Origin of the sequence: Mesorhizobium sp. M5C.F.Cr.IN.023.01.1.1 (assembly GCF_003997585.1) — a bacterium.
GTDB lineage: Bacteria > Pseudomonadota > Alphaproteobacteria > Rhizobiales > Rhizobiaceae > Mesorhizobium > Mesorhizobium wenxiniae.
The window spans coordinates 1-19,637 of the sequence record NZ_RZSU01000071.1 but is presented as its reverse complement, the minus strand read 5'-3'; the positions used below and the strand labels follow the sequence as shown (position 1 = coordinate 19,637).

At 61.5% G+C, this 19,637-nt stretch carries 22 protein-coding genes and 2 pseudogenes; 12 read left to right on the top strand and 12 right to left on the bottom strand.

The window, feature by feature from the left end:
- Positions 1 to 155: 155 nt before the first annotated feature.
- The 5 genes and pseudogenes from purC to EOA78_RS24360 all read left to right on the top strand — a co-directional run.
- Complete coding sequence (gene purC / locus EOA78_RS24380) at positions 156 to 950, top strand: phosphoribosylaminoimidazolesuccinocarboxamide synthase (protein WP_023674725.1); 795 nt, start codon at positions 156 to 158, stop codon at positions 948 to 950.
- Between the two features lie 42 nt (positions 951 to 992).
- Positions 993 to 1,235 (top strand): phosphoribosylformylglycinamidine synthase subunit PurS, encoded by a 243-nt coding sequence (purS, locus tag EOA78_RS24375; protein WP_127317356.1) that lies wholly within the window; start codon positions 993 to 995, stop codon positions 1,233 to 1,235.
- Between the two features lies 1 nt (position 1,236).
- Positions 1,237 to 1,905, top strand: coding sequence for a phosphoribosylformylglycinamidine synthase subunit PurQ (purQ, locus tag EOA78_RS24370; protein WP_127317343.1), 669 nt, complete (start codon positions 1,237 to 1,239; stop codon positions 1,903 to 1,905).
- Positions 1,906 to 1,956: 51 nt separating this feature from the next.
- Positions 1,957 to 2,367 carry a hypothetical protein gene (locus EOA78_RS24365; protein WP_164783913.1) on the top strand — a complete coding sequence of 137 codons (411 nt, stop codon included), beginning with the start codon at positions 1,957 to 1,959 and terminating at the stop codon, positions 2,365 to 2,367.
- A gap of 4 nt (positions 2,368 to 2,371) precedes the next feature.
- Positions 2,372 to 2,998: pseudogene (locus tag EOA78_RS24360) on the top strand (Pr6Pr family membrane protein); the annotation flags it as partial.
- Positions 2,999 to 3,077: 79 nt separating this feature from the next.
- Here EOA78_RS24360 and EOA78_RS24355 read toward each other — a convergent pair.
- Positions 3,078 to 3,323: a DUF1127 domain-containing protein gene (locus tag EOA78_RS24355; RefSeq protein WP_127317341.1), complete on the bottom strand. Its 246-nt coding sequence runs from the start codon at positions 3,321 to 3,323 to the stop codon at positions 3,078 to 3,080.
- A gap of 93 nt (positions 3,324 to 3,416) precedes the next feature.
- On the opposite strand from EOA78_RS24355, the gene EOA78_RS24350 reads away from it, so the two are divergent.
- From EOA78_RS24350 to EOA78_RS24340, 3 genes are all read left to right on the top strand, one after another.
- Complete coding sequence (locus tag EOA78_RS24350) at positions 3,417 to 4,835, top strand: PLP-dependent aminotransferase family protein (RefSeq protein ID WP_127317340.1); 1,419 nt, start codon at positions 3,417 to 3,419, stop codon at positions 4,833 to 4,835.
- A 149-nt stretch (positions 4,836 to 4,984) separates the two neighbouring features.
- Positions 4,985 to 7,225: a phosphoribosylformylglycinamidine synthase subunit PurL gene (gene purL, locus EOA78_RS24345; RefSeq protein WP_127317339.1), complete on the top strand. Its 2,241-nt coding sequence runs from the start codon at positions 4,985 to 4,987 to the stop codon at positions 7,223 to 7,225.
- 81 nt (positions 7,226 to 7,306) lie between these two features.
- Entirely contained in the window at positions 7,307 to 7,540 is a 234-nt protein-coding gene (locus EOA78_RS24340; RefSeq protein WP_023674714.1) for a BolA family transcriptional regulator, read from the top strand.
- Between the two features lie 21 nt (positions 7,541 to 7,561).
- On the opposite strand, the gene EOA78_RS24335 is transcribed toward EOA78_RS24340, so the two are convergent.
- Positions 7,562 to 8,356 carry a phosphodiester glycosidase family protein gene (locus tag EOA78_RS24335; protein WP_127317338.1) on the bottom strand — a complete coding sequence of 265 codons (795 nt, stop codon included), beginning with the start codon at positions 8,354 to 8,356 and terminating at the stop codon, positions 7,562 to 7,564.
- Positions 8,357 to 8,520: 164 nt separating this feature from the next.
- Between EOA78_RS24335 and grxD the strand changes: the two genes are divergently transcribed.
- Complete coding sequence (gene grxD, locus EOA78_RS24330) at positions 8,521 to 8,856, top strand: Grx4 family monothiol glutaredoxin (protein ID WP_029353656.1); 336 nt, start codon at positions 8,521 to 8,523, stop codon at positions 8,854 to 8,856.
- Positions 8,857 to 9,011: 155 nt separating this feature from the next.
- Positions 9,012 to 10,211 carry a multidrug effflux MFS transporter gene (locus EOA78_RS24325; protein ID WP_164783916.1) on the top strand — a complete coding sequence of 400 codons (1,200 nt, stop codon included), beginning with the start codon at positions 9,012 to 9,014 and terminating at the stop codon, positions 10,209 to 10,211.
- A gap of 20 nt (positions 10,212 to 10,231) precedes the next feature.
- Here EOA78_RS24325 and EOA78_RS24320 read toward each other — a convergent pair whose 3' ends face one another.
- From EOA78_RS24320 to EOA78_RS24275, 10 genes and pseudogenes are all read right to left on the bottom strand, one after another.
- Positions 10,232 to 10,639, bottom strand: a complete 408-nt coding sequence (locus EOA78_RS24320) for a hypothetical protein (protein ID WP_127317336.1) — start codon at positions 10,637 to 10,639, stop codon at positions 10,232 to 10,234.
- 108 nt (positions 10,640 to 10,747) lie between these two features.
- On the bottom strand, positions 10,748 to 10,828 hold the full coding sequence (locus EOA78_RS37235; RefSeq protein WP_245477714.1) for a hypothetical protein: 81 nt from the start codon (positions 10,826 to 10,828) through the stop codon (positions 10,748 to 10,750).
- Positions 10,829 to 11,006: 178 nt separating this feature from the next.
- Positions 11,007 to 12,185 carry an alanine--glyoxylate aminotransferase family protein gene (locus EOA78_RS24310; protein WP_127317335.1) on the bottom strand — a complete coding sequence of 393 codons (1,179 nt, stop codon included), beginning with the start codon at positions 12,183 to 12,185 and terminating at the stop codon, positions 11,007 to 11,009.
- 86 nt (positions 12,186 to 12,271) lie between these two features.
- Positions 12,272 to 12,361, bottom strand: a pseudogene (locus tag EOA78_RS37230) (GMC oxidoreductase); the annotation flags it as partial.
- Between the two features lie 123 nt (positions 12,362 to 12,484).
- The gene (locus tag EOA78_RS24300; protein WP_127317334.1) at positions 12,485 to 13,312 is read right to left on the bottom strand and encodes an inositol monophosphatase family protein; all 828 of its coding nucleotides are present in this window, start codon (positions 13,310 to 13,312) and stop codon (positions 12,485 to 12,487) included.
- On the bottom strand, positions 13,302 to 14,192 hold the full coding sequence (gene ttcA, locus EOA78_RS24295; RefSeq protein WP_127317333.1) for a tRNA 2-thiocytidine(32) synthetase TtcA: 891 nt from the start codon (positions 14,190 to 14,192) through the stop codon (positions 13,302 to 13,304). The genes EOA78_RS24300 and ttcA overlap by 11 nt, the downstream gene beginning before the upstream one ends.
- 231 nt (positions 14,193 to 14,423) lie before the next feature.
- Complete coding sequence (gene rpsD, locus EOA78_RS24290; RefSeq protein ID WP_127317332.1) at positions 14,424 to 15,041, bottom strand: 30S ribosomal protein S4; 618 nt, start codon at positions 15,039 to 15,041, stop codon at positions 14,424 to 14,426.
- 375 nt (positions 15,042 to 15,416) lie between these two features.
- Entirely contained in the window at positions 15,417 to 15,605 is a 189-nt protein-coding gene (locus EOA78_RS24285; RefSeq protein WP_023717374.1) for a DUF3008 family protein, read from the bottom strand.
- Positions 15,606 to 15,667: 62 nt separating this feature from the next.
- Positions 15,668 to 16,480, bottom strand: coding sequence for a glutamate racemase (gene murI / locus EOA78_RS24280; protein ID WP_127317331.1), 813 nt, complete (start codon positions 16,478 to 16,480; stop codon positions 15,668 to 15,670).
- Between the two features lie 168 nt (positions 16,481 to 16,648).
- Complete coding sequence (locus EOA78_RS24275) at positions 16,649 to 17,500, bottom strand: RNA methyltransferase (RefSeq protein ID WP_127317330.1); 852 nt, start codon at positions 17,498 to 17,500, stop codon at positions 16,649 to 16,651.
- A gap of 218 nt (positions 17,501 to 17,718) precedes the next feature.
- On the opposite strand from EOA78_RS24275, the gene EOA78_RS24270 reads away from it, so the two are divergent.
- Positions 17,719 to 18,930 (top strand): NADP-dependent isocitrate dehydrogenase, encoded by a 1,212-nt coding sequence (locus EOA78_RS24270; protein WP_127317329.1) that lies wholly within the window; start codon positions 17,719 to 17,721, stop codon positions 18,928 to 18,930.
- A 110-nt stretch (positions 18,931 to 19,040) separates the two neighbouring features.
- Positions 19,041 to 19,637 (top strand): glutathione S-transferase family protein (locus tag EOA78_RS24265; protein ID WP_164783912.1); only part of this gene is annotated, 597 nt, incomplete at its 3' end.

Here is a 19,637-nt window from a genome sequence, read left to right as displayed (position 1 = left end):
CCCGAAAGCGGTTGATTCAAAGGATTTGCCGATTGAGCAAACAGTGCGATTGGGATAGACACCGGCATTGAACCCCTACCGTTGCCGCACTAATTTAGGCAGACGGACAGGACTGGCCGCTTGCCGCCTGCCCGGAAATCCAGAGAAAAGATCAGATGAAAAATCGCCGCCGCATTTATGAAGGCAAGGCCAAGATCCTCTATGAGGGCCCTGAGCCGGGAACACTGATCCAGTTCTTCAAGGACGACGCGACCGCTTTCAACAAGAAGAAGCACGAAATCGTCGATGGCAAGGGCGTGCTCAACAACCGCATTTCCGAGCACATCTTCAACCATCTCAACCGGATGGGCATTCCGACTCACTTCATCCGCCGGCTCAACATGCGCGAGCAGCTGATCAAGGAAGTCGAGATCATCCCGCTCGAAGTGGTGGTGCGCAATGTCGCCGCCGGTTCGCTGGCCAAGCGTCTTGGCATCGAGGAAGGCACCGTGCTGCCGCGCTCGATCATCGAATTCTATTACAAGGCCGACGCGCTCGACGACCCGATGGTGTCTGAAGAGCACATCACCGCTTTCGGCTGGGCAAGCCCGCAGGAGATCGACGACGTCATGGCGCTGGCCATCCGTGTCAACGATTTCCTCTCCGGCTTGTTCATGGGCGTCGGCATCCAGCTCGTCGACTTCAAGATCGAGTGCGGCCGCCTGTTCGAGGGCGACATGATGCGCATCGTCGTTGCCGACGAGATCTCGCCGGACTCCTGCCGTCTGTGGGACGTGGCGACCCAGGACAAGCTCGACAAGGACCGTTTCCGCCGCGACATGGGCGGGCTGGTCGAAGCCTATCAGGAAGTCGCCCGCCGCCTCGGCATCATGAACGAAAACGAGCCGCCGCGTCCCGCCGGACCAGTGCTCGTCGCCTCGACCGATGGCGTCAAGGGGAAGCCGCACTGAGATTCTTTGCCGCTCAACACTTCGAACAGGAGCATGTCCAGCGTGATCAAGGCCCGCATTACCGTAACCCTCAAGAATGGCGTGCTCGACCCGCAAGGCAAGGCGATCGAGCATGCGCTGTCCGGGATGGGCTTTGACGGCGTCGGCCAGGTGCGGCAGGGCAAGGTCTTCGACCTCGAGCTCTCCGAGAGCGACAAGGTCAAGGCCGAGGCTGATCTCAAGGCAATGTGCGACAAGCTTCTGGCGAATACGGTCATCGAGAATTACGCAGTGGAGATCGCCTGAGGTGAAATCAGCCGTCGTCCTCCTGCCTGGCCTCAACCGCGACCGCGACATGATCGCGGCGCTGACCAAGATTTCGGGAACGCCGCCGGTCACGGTGTGGCAGACCGACACCGAAATCCCCGATGTCGACCTGATCACCATTCCGGGTGGCTTCTCCTTCGGCGACTATCTGCGCTGCGGCGCCATTGCTGCGCGCATGCCTGTCATGCGGGCGGTCGCCGAAAAGGCGGCCAAGGGGGTCATGGTCATCGGCGTCTGCAACGGCTTCCAGATCCTGGTAGAGGCCGGCCTGCTGCCGGGCGCCTTGATGCGCAACACCTCGCTTAAATTCGTCTGCCGGCAGGTCAAGCTGCAGATCGCCAACGCCAACACGATGTTCACCCGCCGCTATCAGCCGGGTCAGATCATCCGCTCGCCGGTGGCGCATCACGACGGCAATTACTTTGCTGACGCCGAGACGCTTCGCAGGCTCGAAGGCGAAGGGCAGGTCGTGTTCCGCTATGCCGAAGGCACCAACCCCAACGGCTCGATCAACGACATTGCCGGCATCATCAACGGCCAGGGCAATGTGCTCGGCCTGATGCCGCATCCCGAGAACCTGATCGAAGCAGCGCATGGCGGCAGCGACGGCCGGGCGCTGTTCGAAAGTGCCCTCGGCGTCGCCGCTTGATACCTTCAGCGCTCATCCCTTTTCCCAACTTGAAATAGGCGCCGCCTGACCATGAGACAGACGATTGCCCGCCTCGCTCTCGTCGCCACCGCCGGCCTTGTGCTCGCCTCCTGCCAATTGAAGCCGAAGAGCGCACCGGCGCCTTCTGGCAAGAGTGCGGCGCTGTTTGCCATGGAACAGGTGGCGATCGCCGCCCACAAATGCTGGATCGCCAGCAAGGATCCTGCCTTCAAGCCCTATCAGATGGCCAACGAGCTGAATTCGTTCACCGGCACGCCGCGCTTCCTGCTGGTCCCGGTCAAGCACTATGGAGGAAAGCCGTTGCTGGTCGTGCAGGCTCAAGGCAATTCACGCCGCATCGACGTCTACGGTCCGCTGATGGCCGAACCGCTCGGCGCGCGCATCGGCTCCGACATTGCCCGCTGGCAGACTGGCAATCCGGCCTGCGGTGCTGCGGCCTAGCGTCATGGCCCGCTTCCTGCAGATATCAGGTCTGGTCATAGGACTGGCCGGTCTTGTCCTGCAAATCTGCATCACCGTTCCGGCGTCGATGGAAGCGGGCCGCAGTTTTGTTGGCTCGCTGGTCTTCTACTTCAGCTTTTTCATCATCCTGACCAATATCGGCGCGGTGCTCGTGCATGTTTCGCCGCTGTCACCCGGTGGCTACGCTTGGTTCCCGGCCTTTGCCGGGGCGCGGGTGCGGGCGGGAGTAGCGGTTGCCATAACCCTGGTCTTCATGGTCTATGCCACGGTCCTGGCGCGGCTTTGGCAACCGCAGGGTTTGTTCCTGCTCTGCGACATCCTGCTGCACTATGTGACGCCGGTGTTGTTCGTGCTGTGGTGGCTTGTGGCAGGCGCCGACGGCTCGACGCGGTGGCGCGACATCTCCTGGTGGATGATCTATCCGGTCGCCTATTTGGCCTATGCCCTGGCGCGGGCGCCGATATCAGGCGAAGTGCCCTACCCGTTCCTTGATATCGCCAAGAACGGCGCGGCCAGTGTCGCCGTCTCGGCGCTCGGCATCACGGGGCTTTTTCTGGCGCTGTGCATAGTCGCGGTGCTTGCCGACCACGCAATCTCACGGATGAGGAGCCCTGGCATCCATCACGGCACGAAAAGGGCGTCCCGAGAACCGTGTCTTCTTAAAGATGGACGCAAGCTCGATTCATCTTTCAGTCCCAGAACGGCCTCAGACCCTCACGATCGGCATCGCAACGCGAGATGCCGATATCCTTGAGCTGATCGTCGGTCATCTCCAGCAATGCCAGCCGGCTGCGCCGGCGATCCAGCAGGCTGCCGAACCGGCTCGCGAGTGACCTGACCATACGCACCAGGCGATGGACATAGCCCCGCCGGCCTGACGGGCGGGCTCCGAGCAATTCAGCTCTCGGGTAACGGATTGTATCGATTGCATCCATTTTCTTGCTACCGAAATTCGAGATTTGTACCGTTTTGTCGCGCAATCCATATGTATTGACTCTCAATTCGGTGCAATATAGAAAATTGTCACCATGACAAATTGGCTTCCCGACCTTACCACCGGCTCCGGCCCTCTCTATCAGCGGCTTGCGGACTCAATTGAAACCGACATTGACCGCGGCGTGATCGGTGCGGGAGCAAAACTGCCGCCGCAGCGCGATCTGGCATACGACATCGGCACGACGGTCGGTACGGTCGGTCGCGCCTACCAATTGTTGCGCGAGCGTGGACTGGTGAGCGGCGAAGTCGGGCGCGGAACCTATGTGCTTGGCCAGCGCTCGGATGATACCACGACCGATCTGCTGGCATCCGACCCGCACGTGGAAGGCACGCGCTATATTGATGCGCCTCGCGGCAAACTGCGCTTCGACAGCACGGCTGCGCCTGACATCGGCCAGGGCAACATTGTCGCCGATGTGCTCTCGCGTACGGCGCAGGACCATCCGTATGAGATTTCAAGCTATACGCGGGATTTTCCCGACCGCTGGTTCGAGGCGGGCTGCCACTGGCTCTCGCGCAATTCGTTTCGCCCGAGCCGTGATGGCATCGTTCCGACGCTCGGCACGCATGCCGCGGTTATGGCGGCGATTGCCGCGCTCACCACGCCTGGCGATTATATCGTCTTCGAGCACCTCACCTATTCGCAGATTTCACGCAGCGCCGGCCTGATCGGCCGCCGGACCGCGCTGGTGATGTCGGACGGGGAAGGCATCGATCCCCAAGATTTCGAACGCGTCTGCGCGCAAAAACACCCGAAAATGATGTTCCTGATGCCGACGGCCAAGAACCCCACACTGGTGACGCTGTCGGCAACTCGGCGTGAGGCCATCGCGCGCGTCGCGCGCGAATACAATGTCATCCTGATCGAGGACGATCTCTATGGCGATCTGACCGACGACCCGACGCCGCTCTTGGCCGAATATGCTCCCGAACGGACCATCGTTGCCGGCGGCCTGTCGAAATCGGTCGCGGCGGGAGTTCGCGGCGGCTGGCTCGCCTGTCCGCCGGCCTATCGCCACCGGATCCGGGTCGCTCACAAGATGCTGACGGGTGGCCTGCCCTTCCTGCTGGCGGAAGTGTGTAGCCGGCTGGTGCTATCCGGACAGGCCAGTGAGATGCGCAAGCGCAGCATCGTCGAGATCAACGCGCGCGTCGCGATCGTGCGCGAGACACTGGCGGGGTTCGACTTCAAGGCAGTGGACAATGTGCCCTTTGTCTGGCTCACCCTGCCTGATCCATGGCTTTCCGGCACCTTCAAGAATGCCTGTCTCGAACATGGCGTGCTCATCGATGATGAGGACGAGTTCAAGGCGGGCCGTTCCGAGCAGGTTTTCCACGGCGTGCGTTTTGGCGTTTCGCAGCCGAGTCGGCGAGAGGACATCGCGGGCGGTGTCGGCGTGATAAGGCGGCTTCTCGACGAGGGCCGCGCCGGATACGACAGTTTCTCCTGAACCGGCTTGAAACCGGCGGGTCGAGTGGCGATCTTTCGCTAGTTGCTGCCCCCTATGGCTTTCCATCGTTTTTCGGCGCTTGATGGGTGTATCGGCCTTCGCGCTTGCGATAAGAGGGGACTCGACCCCAAGGATATAAATTGCCGCCCATGACCATTTCCAATTCCGTGCCAATCACTCCGGAACTTATTGCCGCGCACGGGCTGAAGCCCGACGAGTATCAACGCATCCTCGACCTGGTCGGGCGCGAGCCGAGCTTTACCGAGCTTGGCATCTTCTCGGCGATGTGGAACGAGCATTGTTCCTATAAATCCTCGAAGAAGTGGCTGCGCACGCTGCCGACCACCGGACCGCAGGTCATCCAGGGACCGGGTGAGAATGCCGGCGTGGTCGACATCGGCGACGGCGACTGCGTCGTCTTCAAGATGGAGAGCCACAACCACCCCTCCTACATCGAGCCCTATCAGGGGGCGGCGACCGGCGTCGGCGGCATCCTGCGCGATGTCTTCACCATGGGCGCGCGGCCGATCGCGGCGATGAACGCGCTGCGCTTCGGTGCGCCGGACCATCCCAAGACCAAACACCTCGTTGCCGGCGTCGTTTCCGGCGTCGGCGGCTACGGCAATTCCTTCGGCGTGCCGACGGTCGGCGGTGAGGTCAATTTCGACGCGCGCTACAATGGCAATATCCTGGTCAACGCCTTCGCGGCGGGGCTCGCCAAGACCGATGCGATCTTTCTGTCGGAGGCGAAGGGCGTCGGTCTGCCGGTCGTCTATCTCGGCGCCAAGACCGGCCGCGACGGTGTCGGCGGCGCGACCATGGCTTCGGCCGAATTCGACGACAAGATCGACGAGAAGCGGCCCACCGTTCAGGTCGGCGACCCGTTCACCGAAAAATGCCTGCTCGAAGCCTGCCTCGAGCTGATGGCGTCCGGTGCCGTCATCGCCATCCAGGACATGGGAGCTGCCGGCCTCACCTGCTCGGCGGTCGAGATGGGCGCCAAGGGCGACCTCGGCATCGAGCTCGACCTCGACAAGGTGCCGGTGCGCGAGGAGCGCATGAGCGCCTATGAAATGATGCTGTCGGAGAGCCAGGAGCGCATGCTGATGGTGCTGCGCCCCGAAAAGGAAAAGGAGGCCGAGGCGATCTTCCACAAATGGGGCCTCGACTTCGCCATTGTCGGCAAGACCACCGACGATCTGCGCTTTCGCGTGCTGCACCAGGGCGACGAGGTCGCCAATCTGCCGATCAAGGATCTTGGCGACCAGGCGCCGGAATATGACCGTCCCTGGGCCGAGCCGAAGAAGCCGGCGCCCCTGGCTGCCAGCGATGCCCCACAAGCGGACGTCGTCGAGGCTTTGTTGAAACTGCTCGGCGGACCCGACCTTTCATCGCGCCGCTGGGTATGGGAGCAGTACGACACGCTGATTCAGGGCAATTCGCTGCAGCTTCCGGGCGGCGATGCCGGCGTGGTGCGCATCGACGGCCATCCGACCAAGGCGCTCGCCTTCTCGTCCGACGTGACGCCGCGCTATTGCGAGGCCGACCCTTATGAGGGTGGCAAGCAGGCGGTAGCCGAATGCTGGCGCAACCTTACCGCCACTGGCGCCCTGCCACTCGCGGCCACCGACAACCTCAATTTCGGCAACCCGGAACGGCCAGAGATCATGGGCCAGCTGGTCGGCGCCGTAAAAGGCATCGGCGACGCCTGCCGCGCGCTCGGCTTTCCGATCGTCTCCGGCAACGTCTCGCTCTACAACGAAACCAACGGACGAGGCATCTTGCCGACGCCGACCATCGGCGGCGTCGGACTGATCGCCGACTGGTCCAAGATGGCGCGTATCGGCTTTGCCGCCGAGGGCCAGATGATCGTGCTGGTCGGCGCGCCGTCCATGTGGGGAACGCATCTCGCGCAGTCGGCCTACATGCGCGACATTCATGGCCGCACCGACGGCCCGCCGCCGCCGGTCGACCTCGACCATGAAAAGCGCGTCGGCGACCATGTACGAGCCCTGATCGCCTCCGGCGTCGTTACCGCTGCGCATGACGTTTCCGATGGCGGCATAGCTGTCGCGCTGGCCGAGATGGCGATGGCCTCCGGCATCGGCGCGACCGTCCCCGGCCTGGTCGGGACCGATCCGATCCCGGTCTGGTTCGGCGAGGATCAAGGCCGCTACCTCTTGACGCTGTCGATCGATCCGCAGAGCGACGAATGGGATGCAATTCGCGAACAGCAAAGCAAGCTCGGCATCTTTGCGCCGTGGATCGGCTCGACCGGCGGTAGTGACCTGAAACTCGGCGAGGCACGGGCGATCCCTGTTGGCGAATTGACCGCTGCCCACGAATCCTGGTTTCCTCGCTTCATGGAAAATGAGCTCGTGGACCCGTGATATGATCGAGCCGTTTCGGTGTGGTTCATCCGCCATTTCGACCATATCTTTGAGATCACGACCTGAACAAGGAATCCTCTCATGGCAATGGACGCCCACGACATCGAACGGCTGATCAAGGAAGGCATTCCGGATGCCAAGGTGACGATTCGCGACCTGGCCGGCGACGGCGATCACTACGCGGCCGAGGTGGTGGCCGAGAGCTTTCGCGGAAAAAGCCGCGTTCAGCAGCATCAGATGGTCTATGACGCGCTGAAGGGCAATATGGGCGGCGTGCTGCACGCGCTCGCTTTGCAGACCAGCGTGCCGGACTGAGATTCCGCCCCGTCCCCTTTGTCACTTTTTCGCCGAGACGGCAATGATCGGCCCTGCCGGATAGTTTCCGCCGACGATCATCCTCTCGCTATTCGACAGCGCCGAGACCACCCCGTCGAAGAAAAGCGCGTTGCGGCAATGCAGCGCATCACGGAACAGGCGTGCAAAGCTGCCGAGACTGACTTGCGAGCGTGAGATCGCCAGCACGACCGTGTTTTCGTCACGCACGCCGACGCCATTGCGGATGTGACGCGATGTGCCGTTCGCCTCGAAGCGAGGATGAAGCCGGCCGTCGATCACCAGCATCGGGCCGGATTGCGTGGCGAACGCCACATCCGGCTTGGCGGCGGCATAGGCGTTCGTCTCCATGATCGCCACCTTGCCGTCCTTGCGGACCAGGAACACGCCGTTTGGTTTCAGGAAGAAATTGCCTTCGCTATTAGCGAGGTTGAGCGGCGCCATCTCGCGACCATTTTCGACGAGAAGGCCGACCGGCTTCAGGTCCTCATGATACATGCCGGCGTTCATGGCGAGCAACACCGGCCTGCCCTCGCCCGACATCGCCTTGTCGAATTTCTCCAGCGAGCCGAAGGCCTTGTCGTCTGCGCCGGCGTGGAAGACAGCAACGTCGTAGCTGCGAAGATCGATCTCGCAGACGATATACGGGATCGCCTCGAAATTCAGGTCCCGGCATGGCCCGGGCAGTTTGCCGCCGACAGTGACAGGCGGGTACTCCGATGGCCTGAACCACCAGATCAAGGCCAGCGCAACGAGCAGAACACCAATCAGGATTGCCGCGCTATCTCGCCTTTTCATCGCTTCCTTAGGAAAATAGCTGGCCGATGCTCTTGGCCCAATATCAGGCCATCCTTTGCGCCATTTGCGTGACGATGCGGCAAACGTCTTGTTTCGGGCAACCTATGGGTTTATTTGAAGGGCATGTTTCGAGCCCGACTCTCGCGGGCATGAAAGGATTCTCCATGAGCGGTATCAACGACTACATCGACAGCGAAGTGAAGGGAAACGACGTGGTTCTCTTCATGAAGGGCACGCCCGGGTTCCCGCAATGCGGATTTTCCGGTCAGGTCGTGCAGATCCTCGACTACATCGGGGCCGACTACAAGGGCGTGGACGTGCTGACCTCGGCCGAGCTGCGGCAAGGTATCAAGGAGTACTCCAACTGGCCGACGATTCCTCAGCTCTACGTTAAGGGTGAATTCGTTGGCGGCTGCGACATCATCCGCGAGATGTTCCAGGCAGGCGAACTTCAGACGTTCCTCGTCGAAAAGGGCGTGAGCGTCAAAGGCGCCGCCTGACGAACACGTCGGGCACTTCGCCAAGCTGATTACCTCCCCGATATCGGGGTACAAGACGAATGAATGCGCCGGTGCGCCGGCGCTTTTTCGTTTGAAGATCGGACTTTGCCGTGGATCAGCATGCACAAGCGCCGCAACAGGCAGGTACCTTGCCTATTCCGCGCTGGGAATTCATCGCCCTGTGCGCGGCATTGATGGCGCTCAACTCGCTGGCCATCGATATCATGCTGCCGGCGCTGCAGCAAATCGGCGCCTCGCTGGGGGTGGAGAATGAAAACCACCGCCAATATGTGATTGCCGCCTATATCCTGGGCTTTGGCGGCGGACAGCTCTTCTTCGGGCCGATCTCGGACCGCTTCGGACGTCGTGCTCCGCTCGTCGTCGGATTGGTGATCTATGTCGCGGCGGCGGCTGCAGCGGCAATCGCCCCGACATTCGCCACCCTCCTCCTGTGCAGAGTGGTGCAAGGCATCGGTGCGGCGGCCACACGCGTCATCGCCGTCTCGATCGTGCGTGACACGTTCGACGGCCGGCGCATGGCCGAGGCCATGTCATTGATCTTCATGGTGTTCATGGCAATTCCGGTGGTGGCCCCCGGCATCGGCCAGTTCATCATGCTGTTCGCGACCTGGCACGTGATCTTCATCACTATGGCGGCAGGGGCCCTGATCGTGTCGGCGTGGGCGCTGCTGCGATTGCCCGAAACGCTGCGTTCCGAATACCGCAGGCCGCTGACGGCCGAATCCATCATCGGCGGCTTCCGGATCGTACTGACCAATCGCATCGCACTTTGCTATGCCTTCGCCAGCACTTTTGCCTTCGCCGCAATGTTCGGCTTCATCAACTCGGCGCAGCAGATCTATGTCGGCGTCTTCGGCGTCGGCGAGATGTTCCCGGTGATTTTTGCAGGGATCGCCGGCGTGCTCGCCTTTTCGAACTATCTGAATTCGCGCCTTGTCGGCCGCATCGGCATGCGCCGCCTGTCGCAGAGCGCGCTGCTCTTGTTTCTGGCCATCAGCCTCGCCTGGCTGATCGTTTCCATCCAAATGAAGATGCCGCTCTGGCTTTTCATCACCTTCTTTGCCTGGGCGATGGTCCCGTTCGGCGCACTCGGTGCGAATTTCAACGCGCTCGCCATGGAGCCGCTCGGCCAACTGGCCGGCACGGCATCGTCCATTCTGGGTTTCATGCAGACCTTCCTCGGCGGCGTGCTCGGCACGCTGATCGGCCAAGCCTTCAACGGCACGGTGACGCCCTTGGCCGCCGGATTCTGCAGCGTTTCGCTTGGCGCATTGGTGATGGTGCTGATCGCCGAGCGCGGCAAATTCTTCCAGCCGCAGAACCCGCCGGTTTAATGCACATTGCCGGACGCGCTTTAGGATGCATCCCCACTCGCTGCTGTGAAGCGAGGGAACAGCATACGCCCTGCGATCGCTCCACCCATGCTGTCCGAAACGGGCAGTGGCAGAGCCTTGTCGAGAGCCTCGAGGATGGAAGCCACGAAGGCCCGGTTGAGCGTGGCATCATTCCCTAGACGGGAGTAGGTGGCGCGAGGCTTGCCGATAAGTGTGCCGTTTCGGCGAATTGAGAACTGCAGCGTCAGGGTCATCCCCGCGGTTCCGGGCGGCGGCTCCCAACAGGCGACGATCGCGGAGAACATCTCGTTTATGGTGTCGATGGGATCGGGACTGCGACATGCGCGTTCCTGCGATCTTGCCTCGTTCGGCCCGGCAACCATAGCAAGGGCAAGCGCCAGTGCGACAATTGCGGACCGAGGTTTCATTTCGGGTCTCCGGTTTCGCGCGGACAAATGTAATGTAGGCTAATTTTTTGGCGAAAGCCTCCATCGATATCAGCCTGTCGTATGAATCCTTTCAGACGCGATGCGCTTTTAGTGACGCACCATGCCGGCGTCGACATTCAACGTCTGGCCAGTGATCCAGCGCGCATCATCCGAGGCCAGGGACGACACCACGTCGGCGATATTGTTCCGGCTGGCCCTTCCCCTTCATCGCCTGCATTCGCGCCATCGGCGGCCAACCGGTGCGACGATCGCCTTGCCGATGCCTTGTGCGTACCAGGGCGGTCTTTCCCGCAAGCCGTTCAGTCATGAAAACGCTCCCTCAATTGTGATCTGGTGACTTTCTGGTTCACGCGTCGGCGTCGATAATGGCCAGCGCCGCGTCGATGCCTTTGCCGACCGCGAGTTCCTGGCCTAAAGCATTCATCGCGCCGCCAAGTGCCGTCAGCGCCGCGATCGCATAGATCGGCTGGGCGGTCGGGCCCATATGGCCGATACGTGTCAGCTTGCCCAATGTTTCGCCGCGGCCCGACGAAAACACCACGCCGTAGCGGGCGCGCGCCGCCTGGCGAAGCGCCTTCTCATCGATATCTTCTGGCGTCCGGACGGCAGTCGTGGTTGGCGATGCAATATTGTCGCTGGCGGCCCAGATAGACAGACCCATGGCGGCGACGCCCGCGCGCATGGCCTTGGCGGTCAGCGCGTGGCGCGCCCACACTGCTGCCGGTCCCTCGTTGAGGTAGAGGTCGAGCGCGACGTTGAGCCCGTTCATCTCTGCGACGGACGGCGTGAATGGAAACGGCTTGTCCTTCGACCAAGCATGCTCCCAGTCGACGATGCTGAGCATCGACGCGCGTGGCGCCAGTGGATTTGCCTTCATCTTGGCCCAGGCGCGCTCGCTGACGCCCATCATCGTGAGGCCGGGAGGCGCGCCGAGGCATTTGTTCGGGCCGGTGACGTAGATGTCGGCCTTGCAATCCTCAGGATGCGTTTTCATGCCGCCGAACGACGAAACGGCATCGACGATCAGATGGGCGCCATGCGCCGAAACCACCGCGCCGATGGCGTCGATCGGGTTGATGGTGCCCGACGGCGTATCGTGGTGGCAGACGGAAACGATGGTGATTTCCGGATGCGCTTCCAGCATTGCCGCAACCGCCTGCGGGTCGATCGCCTCGTTGTAGGGCACCTCGATTTCGAGGAGTTGCGGCGAATAGCGCTTCGCCCAATAGCCAAACCCCTTGCCGTAGACACCGGAGGCAAGGTTGAGCACGACGTCGTCGGGCGTGATCAGAGAGGCTGCGGCCGCCTCTAGGCCAAGAACCGGCTCGCCATGGAGAATGACCGGCCTGTTCGACAGCCGCATTGCCTTCTGCGCCTTGTCGACCACACCCTCGTAAAAGAGCTGGAACGCTGGGTCGTAGTCGTAGAGCACGATGCGGCCGAGGCCGCGCAGCACATCGGGATAAGCATTCACCGGCCCCGCGGTGAGCGTGATGACCGGTTCGGCGTGTTCGAGATAGCGCATGGTCTTTGTCTCCGCATTGGCGGCGGTCAGCCGTAGAATTGCATGCCGGCCCGATAGGTCTTGAAGTTTTCCATGTCGTGCGAATACCCATTCAGCCGCAAATCCGGGTCGACTACGGCGTCTGCATCCCCGCCCATCCTGCACGTGCCGGCAGGATGATGATGTGTGGAGACGGCTTCGACAACGTCTTCATCGTCGACGCGTTGCCGACGATCCCGAGCGGACCGATCAACGCCGCCATGGTCGCCATCGCGGAAACCTGGGCGTCAGCTCCGCCTAGTGCATGATCCCCGGCCAGCCTATTCCGTCCAGAGTTCGCGGCGCAGTTCGCGCCAGCTTTCCTTGTTCGGCGCGACAAGAAGGCCACCTCCGACATGCGAAGGCAGATAGTCGCTGCCATCGAAACGAGCCGCGTAACCACCTGCTTCGGCATGGATCAGCACACCGGCCAGATGATCCCACGGCATCAGCTTGTTGTAGACGACGAAGTGGGCGTGGCCGCTCGCCAGCAGACGATATTCGTGAGCCGCGCAGCGGTAACCGAATTGCGACAAGCATTTCGTCTGGTTGCGCGCCAGCCGTGACCGGTCCGGCTCAGGCATATATTGCCAGGAAACCGCGCCGGTCATTGCCGAGATCGGCACAGGCTCGGCGACATGCACCTTCTCAAGGGTGCCATGCGCATGCCGTATGTGGCTGCCAGCACCCTTGGCGCCGATCAGCCAGTCCTTGCCGACGGGATCGTGAATGATGCCGGCGACGGTCTCGCCCTTCACTACGACGCCCAGCATGACGCCGAACAGCGGCACGCCGGAGGCGAAATTGAAGGTGCCGTCGACCGGATCGATGACGAAGGCGAGATCGGCTTCGCCGAGACCCTGGAGCAGCGACGGGTCGTCGGAGCAGGCTTCCTCGCCGACGATCATCGCCTGGGGGTAGCGCTCACGCAGCCTCACTGTGATGAGCCGCTCGGCATTCACGTCGGCCTCCGTCACAAGGTCGGCTGCCGAGGTCTTCTGGCGGACCTCGCCCTCATCCAGCCGTCGAAAGCGCGGCATGATCTCGGCAGTGGCGGCATCGGACAGAAGCTTGGCAAGCCAGTCGATCGCGGTATCGTCAAATGTCATCGGGAACGTCTTGCCGTGTAAGGGTTTCGTTGAGGGCGGCGAAATCGAAGAGTTTGCGATCGAGCAGATGCGAAGGCCGCACATTGGTCATGGCGTGGATCATCGTGTCCTTGCGGCCGGGCATGCGCTTTTCCAAGTCGTCGAGCATCGCCTTCATCGCATTGCGCTGCAAGCCGTCCTGGCTGCCGCACAGATCGCACGGGATGATCGGGAACTTCATGGCGCCCGCGAATTTTTCGAGATCGGCCTCGGCGCAATAGGCGAGCGGCCGCAGCACCATGACGTCGCCGTCGTCGTTGAGCAGTTTTGGCGGCATGGCTGCGAGTCGACCGCCATGGAACAGGTTCATGAAAAAGGTTTCGAGAATGTCCTCGCGGTGGTGGCCGAGCACCAAAGCCGAGCAGCCCTCCTCCCGCGCGATGCGGTAGAGATGGCCGCGCCTGAGCCGCGAGCACAGCGAACAATAGGTGCTGCCCTGGGGAAGCTTGTCGGTCACCACCGAATAGGTGTCCTGATATTCGATGCGGTGCGGAATGGCGTATGTGTTGAGATAATCGGGCAGAATGTGTTTCGGAAAATTCGGCTGGCCCTGGTCGAGATTGCAAGCCAACAGGTCGACCGGCAGCAGCCCGCGCCATTTGAGGTCGAGCAGCAAAGCGAGCAGACCGTAGGAATCCTTGCCGCCGGACAAGGCGACGAGCCAGCGATCGCCGGGCCTCACCATCGAAAAATCGTCGATCGCCTGACGGGCGAGACGCAGCAGCCGCTTGCGCAGCTTGTTGAACTCGACGGAGGACGGCACATCGGCAAACAGCGGATGAAAGCCGCCTGCGGCATCGGCGATCGGTTCGAGTGTTTTGGCGTCTGGCAGCATGTTCATGGCGCGTCGGCCTCAAAATCCTTGTTGCTGCCCGGATTAGCGCATCGGCCCGATAACCGAAATCGATTTTCGAAAAGCATGATGCGAAAATAGAACGAACCAGAGCGTACTTTGTGCGTCCAAGCGGATGCTAGCATGGCTGACAAAGAAAAGCTGGGCGGACCAAAACCGGACAAAGAAAAGGCCGCCTCGATGGGCGGCCTTCGATGCTGTCGCAGACGGCGCGTTCGATCAGCGCGAATAGAATTCGACGACCAGGTTCGGTTCCATCTGCACGGCGAAAGGAACATCCGACAGCCCGGGGATGCGACCGAAGGTCGCTGTCATCTTGTTGTGGTCGACTTCGATGTAGTCAGGCACGTCGCGCTCGGCCAAACCTACCGATTCCAGGACAATCACCAGCTGTTTCGACTTTTCGCGCACTTCGATGACGTCGCCCGGCTTGCAGCGGTATGAGCCGATGTTGACGCGCTTGCCGTTGACATTGATGTGGCCGTGATTGACGAACTGGCGAGCAGCAAAAATAGTCGGCACGAACTTGGCGCGGTAGACGACCGCGTCGAGGCGCGATTCGAGCAGGCCGATCAGGTTCTCCGAGGTGTCGCCCTTGCGGCGGTTCGCCTCTTCATAGACCTTGCGGAACTGCTTTTCCGAGACGTCGCCGTAGTGACCCTTCAGCTTCTGCTTGGCACGCAGCTGCAGGCCGAAATCGGAAAGCTTGCCCTTGCGGCGCTGGCCGTGCTGGCCGGGACCGTATTCGCGCTTGTTGACCGGGGATTTCGGGCGGCCCCAGATGTTTTCGCCGAGACGGCGGTCGATCTTGTATTTCGCGGATTCGCGCTTGCTCATCGCATTCCCTTTCAAAACAATACGCCCGGAACCTCATGGTCCGGGTGAAGGAAACGCGCCCTCCTCTGGCCCCCGTTTTCGAGACCTGACAGGGTTTTCCCACGCAACGCGGCGGAAAACCCACGGGACACGTCATTCTTGACAAGACCCGAGGGAAGAATAGAGCGGCTTCCCAAACGTCTTGCGCACATAAAGAAACCACCGGGCGTTGCGGCCCGGTGTTGGTGGGCTGATTAAACGGAGATTTAACTGGTGTCAAGGTCGCGACTGGCGTCGGTGATGGCAAGCGAATAACCATTCACGCGGGCTCGGTGCTGGACCGCGGCTATCCAACTATGGAATCGCACCCGACCTCCTGCGAATGCGGACGAGCGGCTAGTGCTTTGATTTCTTCTCGGGCAGGCCCTTACGCTTGGTCTCCGCGAATTCCTCGAGCTGCTTTTCGCTCATCGATTTATACATTCCCTTCGAAGCGCCTTTGAGCTCACTCTTTTTGGTCTCGCCTCGCTTGGCCGACAATGCCGCTCCTGCGGCTTTCTGCTGGGCTTTTGAAGTGGCTGGCATGATCGTTTCTCCCGTCTTGCAATGAGGGAAAAACGCACCGGTTCGGGTGATGTTCCCAGATATCAGGAAATCGCCAGCCCAAACCCCTGCATCAGGCGGCGAGTCGGGAAATCAACCCGCTTCGAGGTGAAGAGAGCAAGGTCGGCGCCGTCCGGCAACGCCTCGCCGCGGTGGCTGGCCTCGGTGTCCGCGAGCAACGAGAGCGCCCGCCGTGCGATCGCCTCGGCGGGATCTAGCCAATCGACCGGCCAAGGTGCTGTCTTGCGCATGCGGTTGGCCAGAAAGGGATAATGGGTGCAGGCAAGCACGACGATATCGGTCCGCAGCTCATCATGTTCGACGAAGCACGGTGCGATCTCGGTTCGCACCGCTTCTTCATCGACAAAGCCTTCGCGCATGTAGACCTCGGCCAGCCCCGCCAGATTGTCGCTGCCAACCAGGCGGACATGGCATTTTTGCGCCCATTTGCCGATCAGGTCGCGCGTATACTGGCGCTTGACGGTGCCAGGCGTCGCCAGCACCGAAACCAACCCGGAGCGCGTGCGTTCCGCCGCCGGCTTGATCGCCGGCACCGTGCCGACGAAAGGGTGGCCGGGAAATCTCTCACGCAACGCATCGATGACCAGCGTCGAGGCGGTATTGCAGGCGATGACCGAAATGTCCGGCGAAAAACGGTCGAGCAGCTTGCCGAACAGCTCCAGTACATGTGCCCTAAGTGCCGGTTCCTCCCAAGCGCCATAGGGGAAAGCCGCGTCGTCGGCGACATAGACGAAGCGGCGGTCGGGCATCAGCACGCGCGCTTCGCGCAAAACCGTAAGGCCGCCGATGCCGGAATCGAACAGCAGGATCGGGCGGGCGCTTGAAGGATCGGTCATTGTCATTGATTACGAGAGAAAGCTGGGATTACGAGAGAAAGCTGGGATTACGAGAGAGGCTGGGGATCACGGCAGGAAGATGGTCACACATCCGGGGGTCCATCATTTTAAAATGATGGACCACACCAAATAACATTCGGTTACTCGTGGTAAGCCTAGTCTTTGGGTTTAAGCTTGGTCTTTGTCTGTCGCCTTCGCGGCGCGTGCAGCCGCCGCTGGAAGCCGCCTTGGATCATCGCCCGGCGATCCGTCGCCGCGCGGCATGGCCGGCGAAAACCTGTCCAGCGATGATATTATACCGCGCAGCACCTTGAGTTCCGGCTCGGCGAAGCCGGCGCGCGTCAGCACCGCGCGCAGATTGTCGACCATCTTCGGCTTCTTCGGCGCCGGGCGGAAATAGCCGCGCGCTTCGAGCGCGCCTTCCAGATACGCGAACAGGCCGTGCAATTGTTCCTTGGTCGCCGGCATCATATCGGGGCTGGAAAAATTGGTTTTCGTCTCATCTTCCAGGCCGGACTTCATCCATTCATAGGACATCAGCAGGGCCGCCTGGGCGATATTGAGCGAGGAGAAGGCGGGATCGACCGGGAAGGTGACGATCTCGTCGGCCAGGCCAACCTCGTCGTTGTAGAGCCCGAACCGCTCGCGGCCGAACAGGATGCCGGTGCGCTGTCCGGCTTGCTGGCGCGCCCTCAGCGCCCTGCCCGCCTCGACCGGTCCGCGCACCGGCTTGAAATTATCGCGTGCGCGCGCCGTGGTAGCGAAGACGAAGTTCAGGTCGGCGACCGCCGAGGCCAAATCGTCAAATACCCTGGCGGCACCTATCACGTGGTCGGCCCGGCTCGCGGCAGCGCGCGCCTTTTCGCTCGGCCAGCCGTCGCGCGGATTGACGAGGCGCAGCTCGGACAGACCGAAATTCGCCATGGCGCGCGCGACCATGCCGATATTCTCGCCGAGCTGCGGCTCGACCAGGATGATCGCCGGGCCTGCGGCAGGAGGGATGTCGTTGCTGGCTTGCATGGCTGTCAATGAACTGCTGTTTGGGGCATTTCAGCGTCCCCCTGCCATATCCCACCGAGAAAATGAAGCTTTTCGCAAGGAACGGCAAATGCCACGGTCGCGCCCGCCAGCGCGGATCGCCGTTTGCGCGGCCAAAAATGCTTTGATATACGGGCGCATCCCGGCCGAAAGCCATGCGGGCAAGGCCGTTCCGATCCCAACAATGAGGCATTCTTTCCATGGCGAAGATCAAGGTGGCGAACCCGGTCGTCGAACTCGACGGCGACGAGATGACCCGCATCATCTGGCAGTTCATCAAGGACAAGCTGATCCACCCCTATCTCGACCTGAAGCTTGAGTATTACGACCTCGGCGTCGAGCACCGCGACGCCACCAACGACCAGGTGACCATCGAAGCGGCCAATGCCATCAAGAAACACGGCGTCGGCGTGAAATGCGCGACGATCACGCCAGACGAGCAGCGCGTCGAAGAATTCAAGCTGAAGAAAATGTGGAAGTCGCCGAACGGCACCATCCGCAACATCCTCGGCGGCACCATCTTTCGCGAGCCTATCATCATGAAGAACGTGCCGCGGCTGGTGCCCGGCTGGACCAAGCCGATCATTGTCGGCCGTCATGCCTTCGGCGACCAGTACCGCGCCACCGACTTCCGCTTTCCCGGTAAGGGCAAGCTGACGATCAAGTTCGTCGGCGAGGACGGCAAGGTGATCGAGCATGAGGTGTTCGATGCGCCGGCCGCCGGCGTCGCCATGGCCATGTACAATCTCGATGAGTCGATCCGGGAATTCGCCCGCGCCTCGCTGAATTACGGCCTGCTACGCAACTATCCGGTCTACCTGTCGACCAAGAACACCATCCTCAAGGCCTATGACGGCCGCTTCAAGGACATTTTCCAGGAAGTCTACGAGGCAGAATTCGAAGCCGAATTCAAGGCGAAAAAGATCTGGTACGAGCACCGGCTGATCGACGACATGGTCGCCTCCAGCCTGAAATGGTCGGGCGGCTATGTCTGGGCCTGCAAGAACTATGATGGTGACGTGCAGTCGGACACGGTGGCGCAAGGTTTTGGATCGCTCGGCCTGATGACCTCAGTGCTGATGACGCCGGATGGCAAGACGGTGGAGGCGGAGGCCGCACATGGCACCGTCACCCGTCACTACCGCCAGCATCAGAAGGGCGAGGAAACCTCGACCAATTCGATCGCCTCGATCTTCGCCTGGACGCGCGGCCTCGCCCATCGCGCCAAGCTCGACGACAATGCCGAGTTGAAGCGTTTTGCCGAGACGCTGGAAAGGGTCTGCATCCAGACCGTCGAGGCCGGGTTCATGACCAAGGATCTGTCGCTGCTGATCGGTCCCGACCAGCCATGGCTTTCGACCACCGGCTTCCTCGACAAGATCGACGAGAATCTGCAGAAGGCGATGGCCTGACGCATGACCCTGAAAACCGGAATTATTTTCGGACAGGATCATGCGCAAAATCAAAGTGCTACAGCGTCCTTTGCGCGTCTGAAAAGACGCGCGGCGCTGTAGTGAGCGTCATGGCCAAACCCGTCGTCTACGGGGCGGACTACAGCGTCTACGTGCGCATCGTCCGCCTCGTGCTCGAGGAAAAAGGCATCGACTACGAACTTGTGCCGGTCGACATCTTTGCGGCGGACGGCATTCCGGGCTGGTACTTCGACCATCACCCGTTCGGCCGCATACCCGCCTTCGAGCATGACGGGTTCCGCCTTTACGAGACCAGCGCGATTGCCAGGTATGTCGACGAGGCCTTTGATGGCCCGGCGTTGCAACCGGTCGAAGTTCAGCCGCGCGCAACCATGAACCAGATCATCGGCTTGCTCGACGCCTATGCCTATCGGGCGATGGTCTGGGATGTCGCTGTCGAGCGGCTGGAGAAGACGGTGCCTGACGAGGCTTTGATCGCCGCCGGACTTCGGCAGGCGAGAACGGCACTACAGGCGCTCTCATCGCTGAAAGCGGAGGGGCCATGGCTGTTGGGCGAGGAACTGACGCTCGCCGAGCTGCATGCCGCGCCGATCGTCGGCTATTTCGTCAAGGTCGCCGAAGGGCGGGAGCTGCTGACCGAGTTTCCTGATATCCAGGCCTGGTGGGACCGCATCGCCGGACGGGAG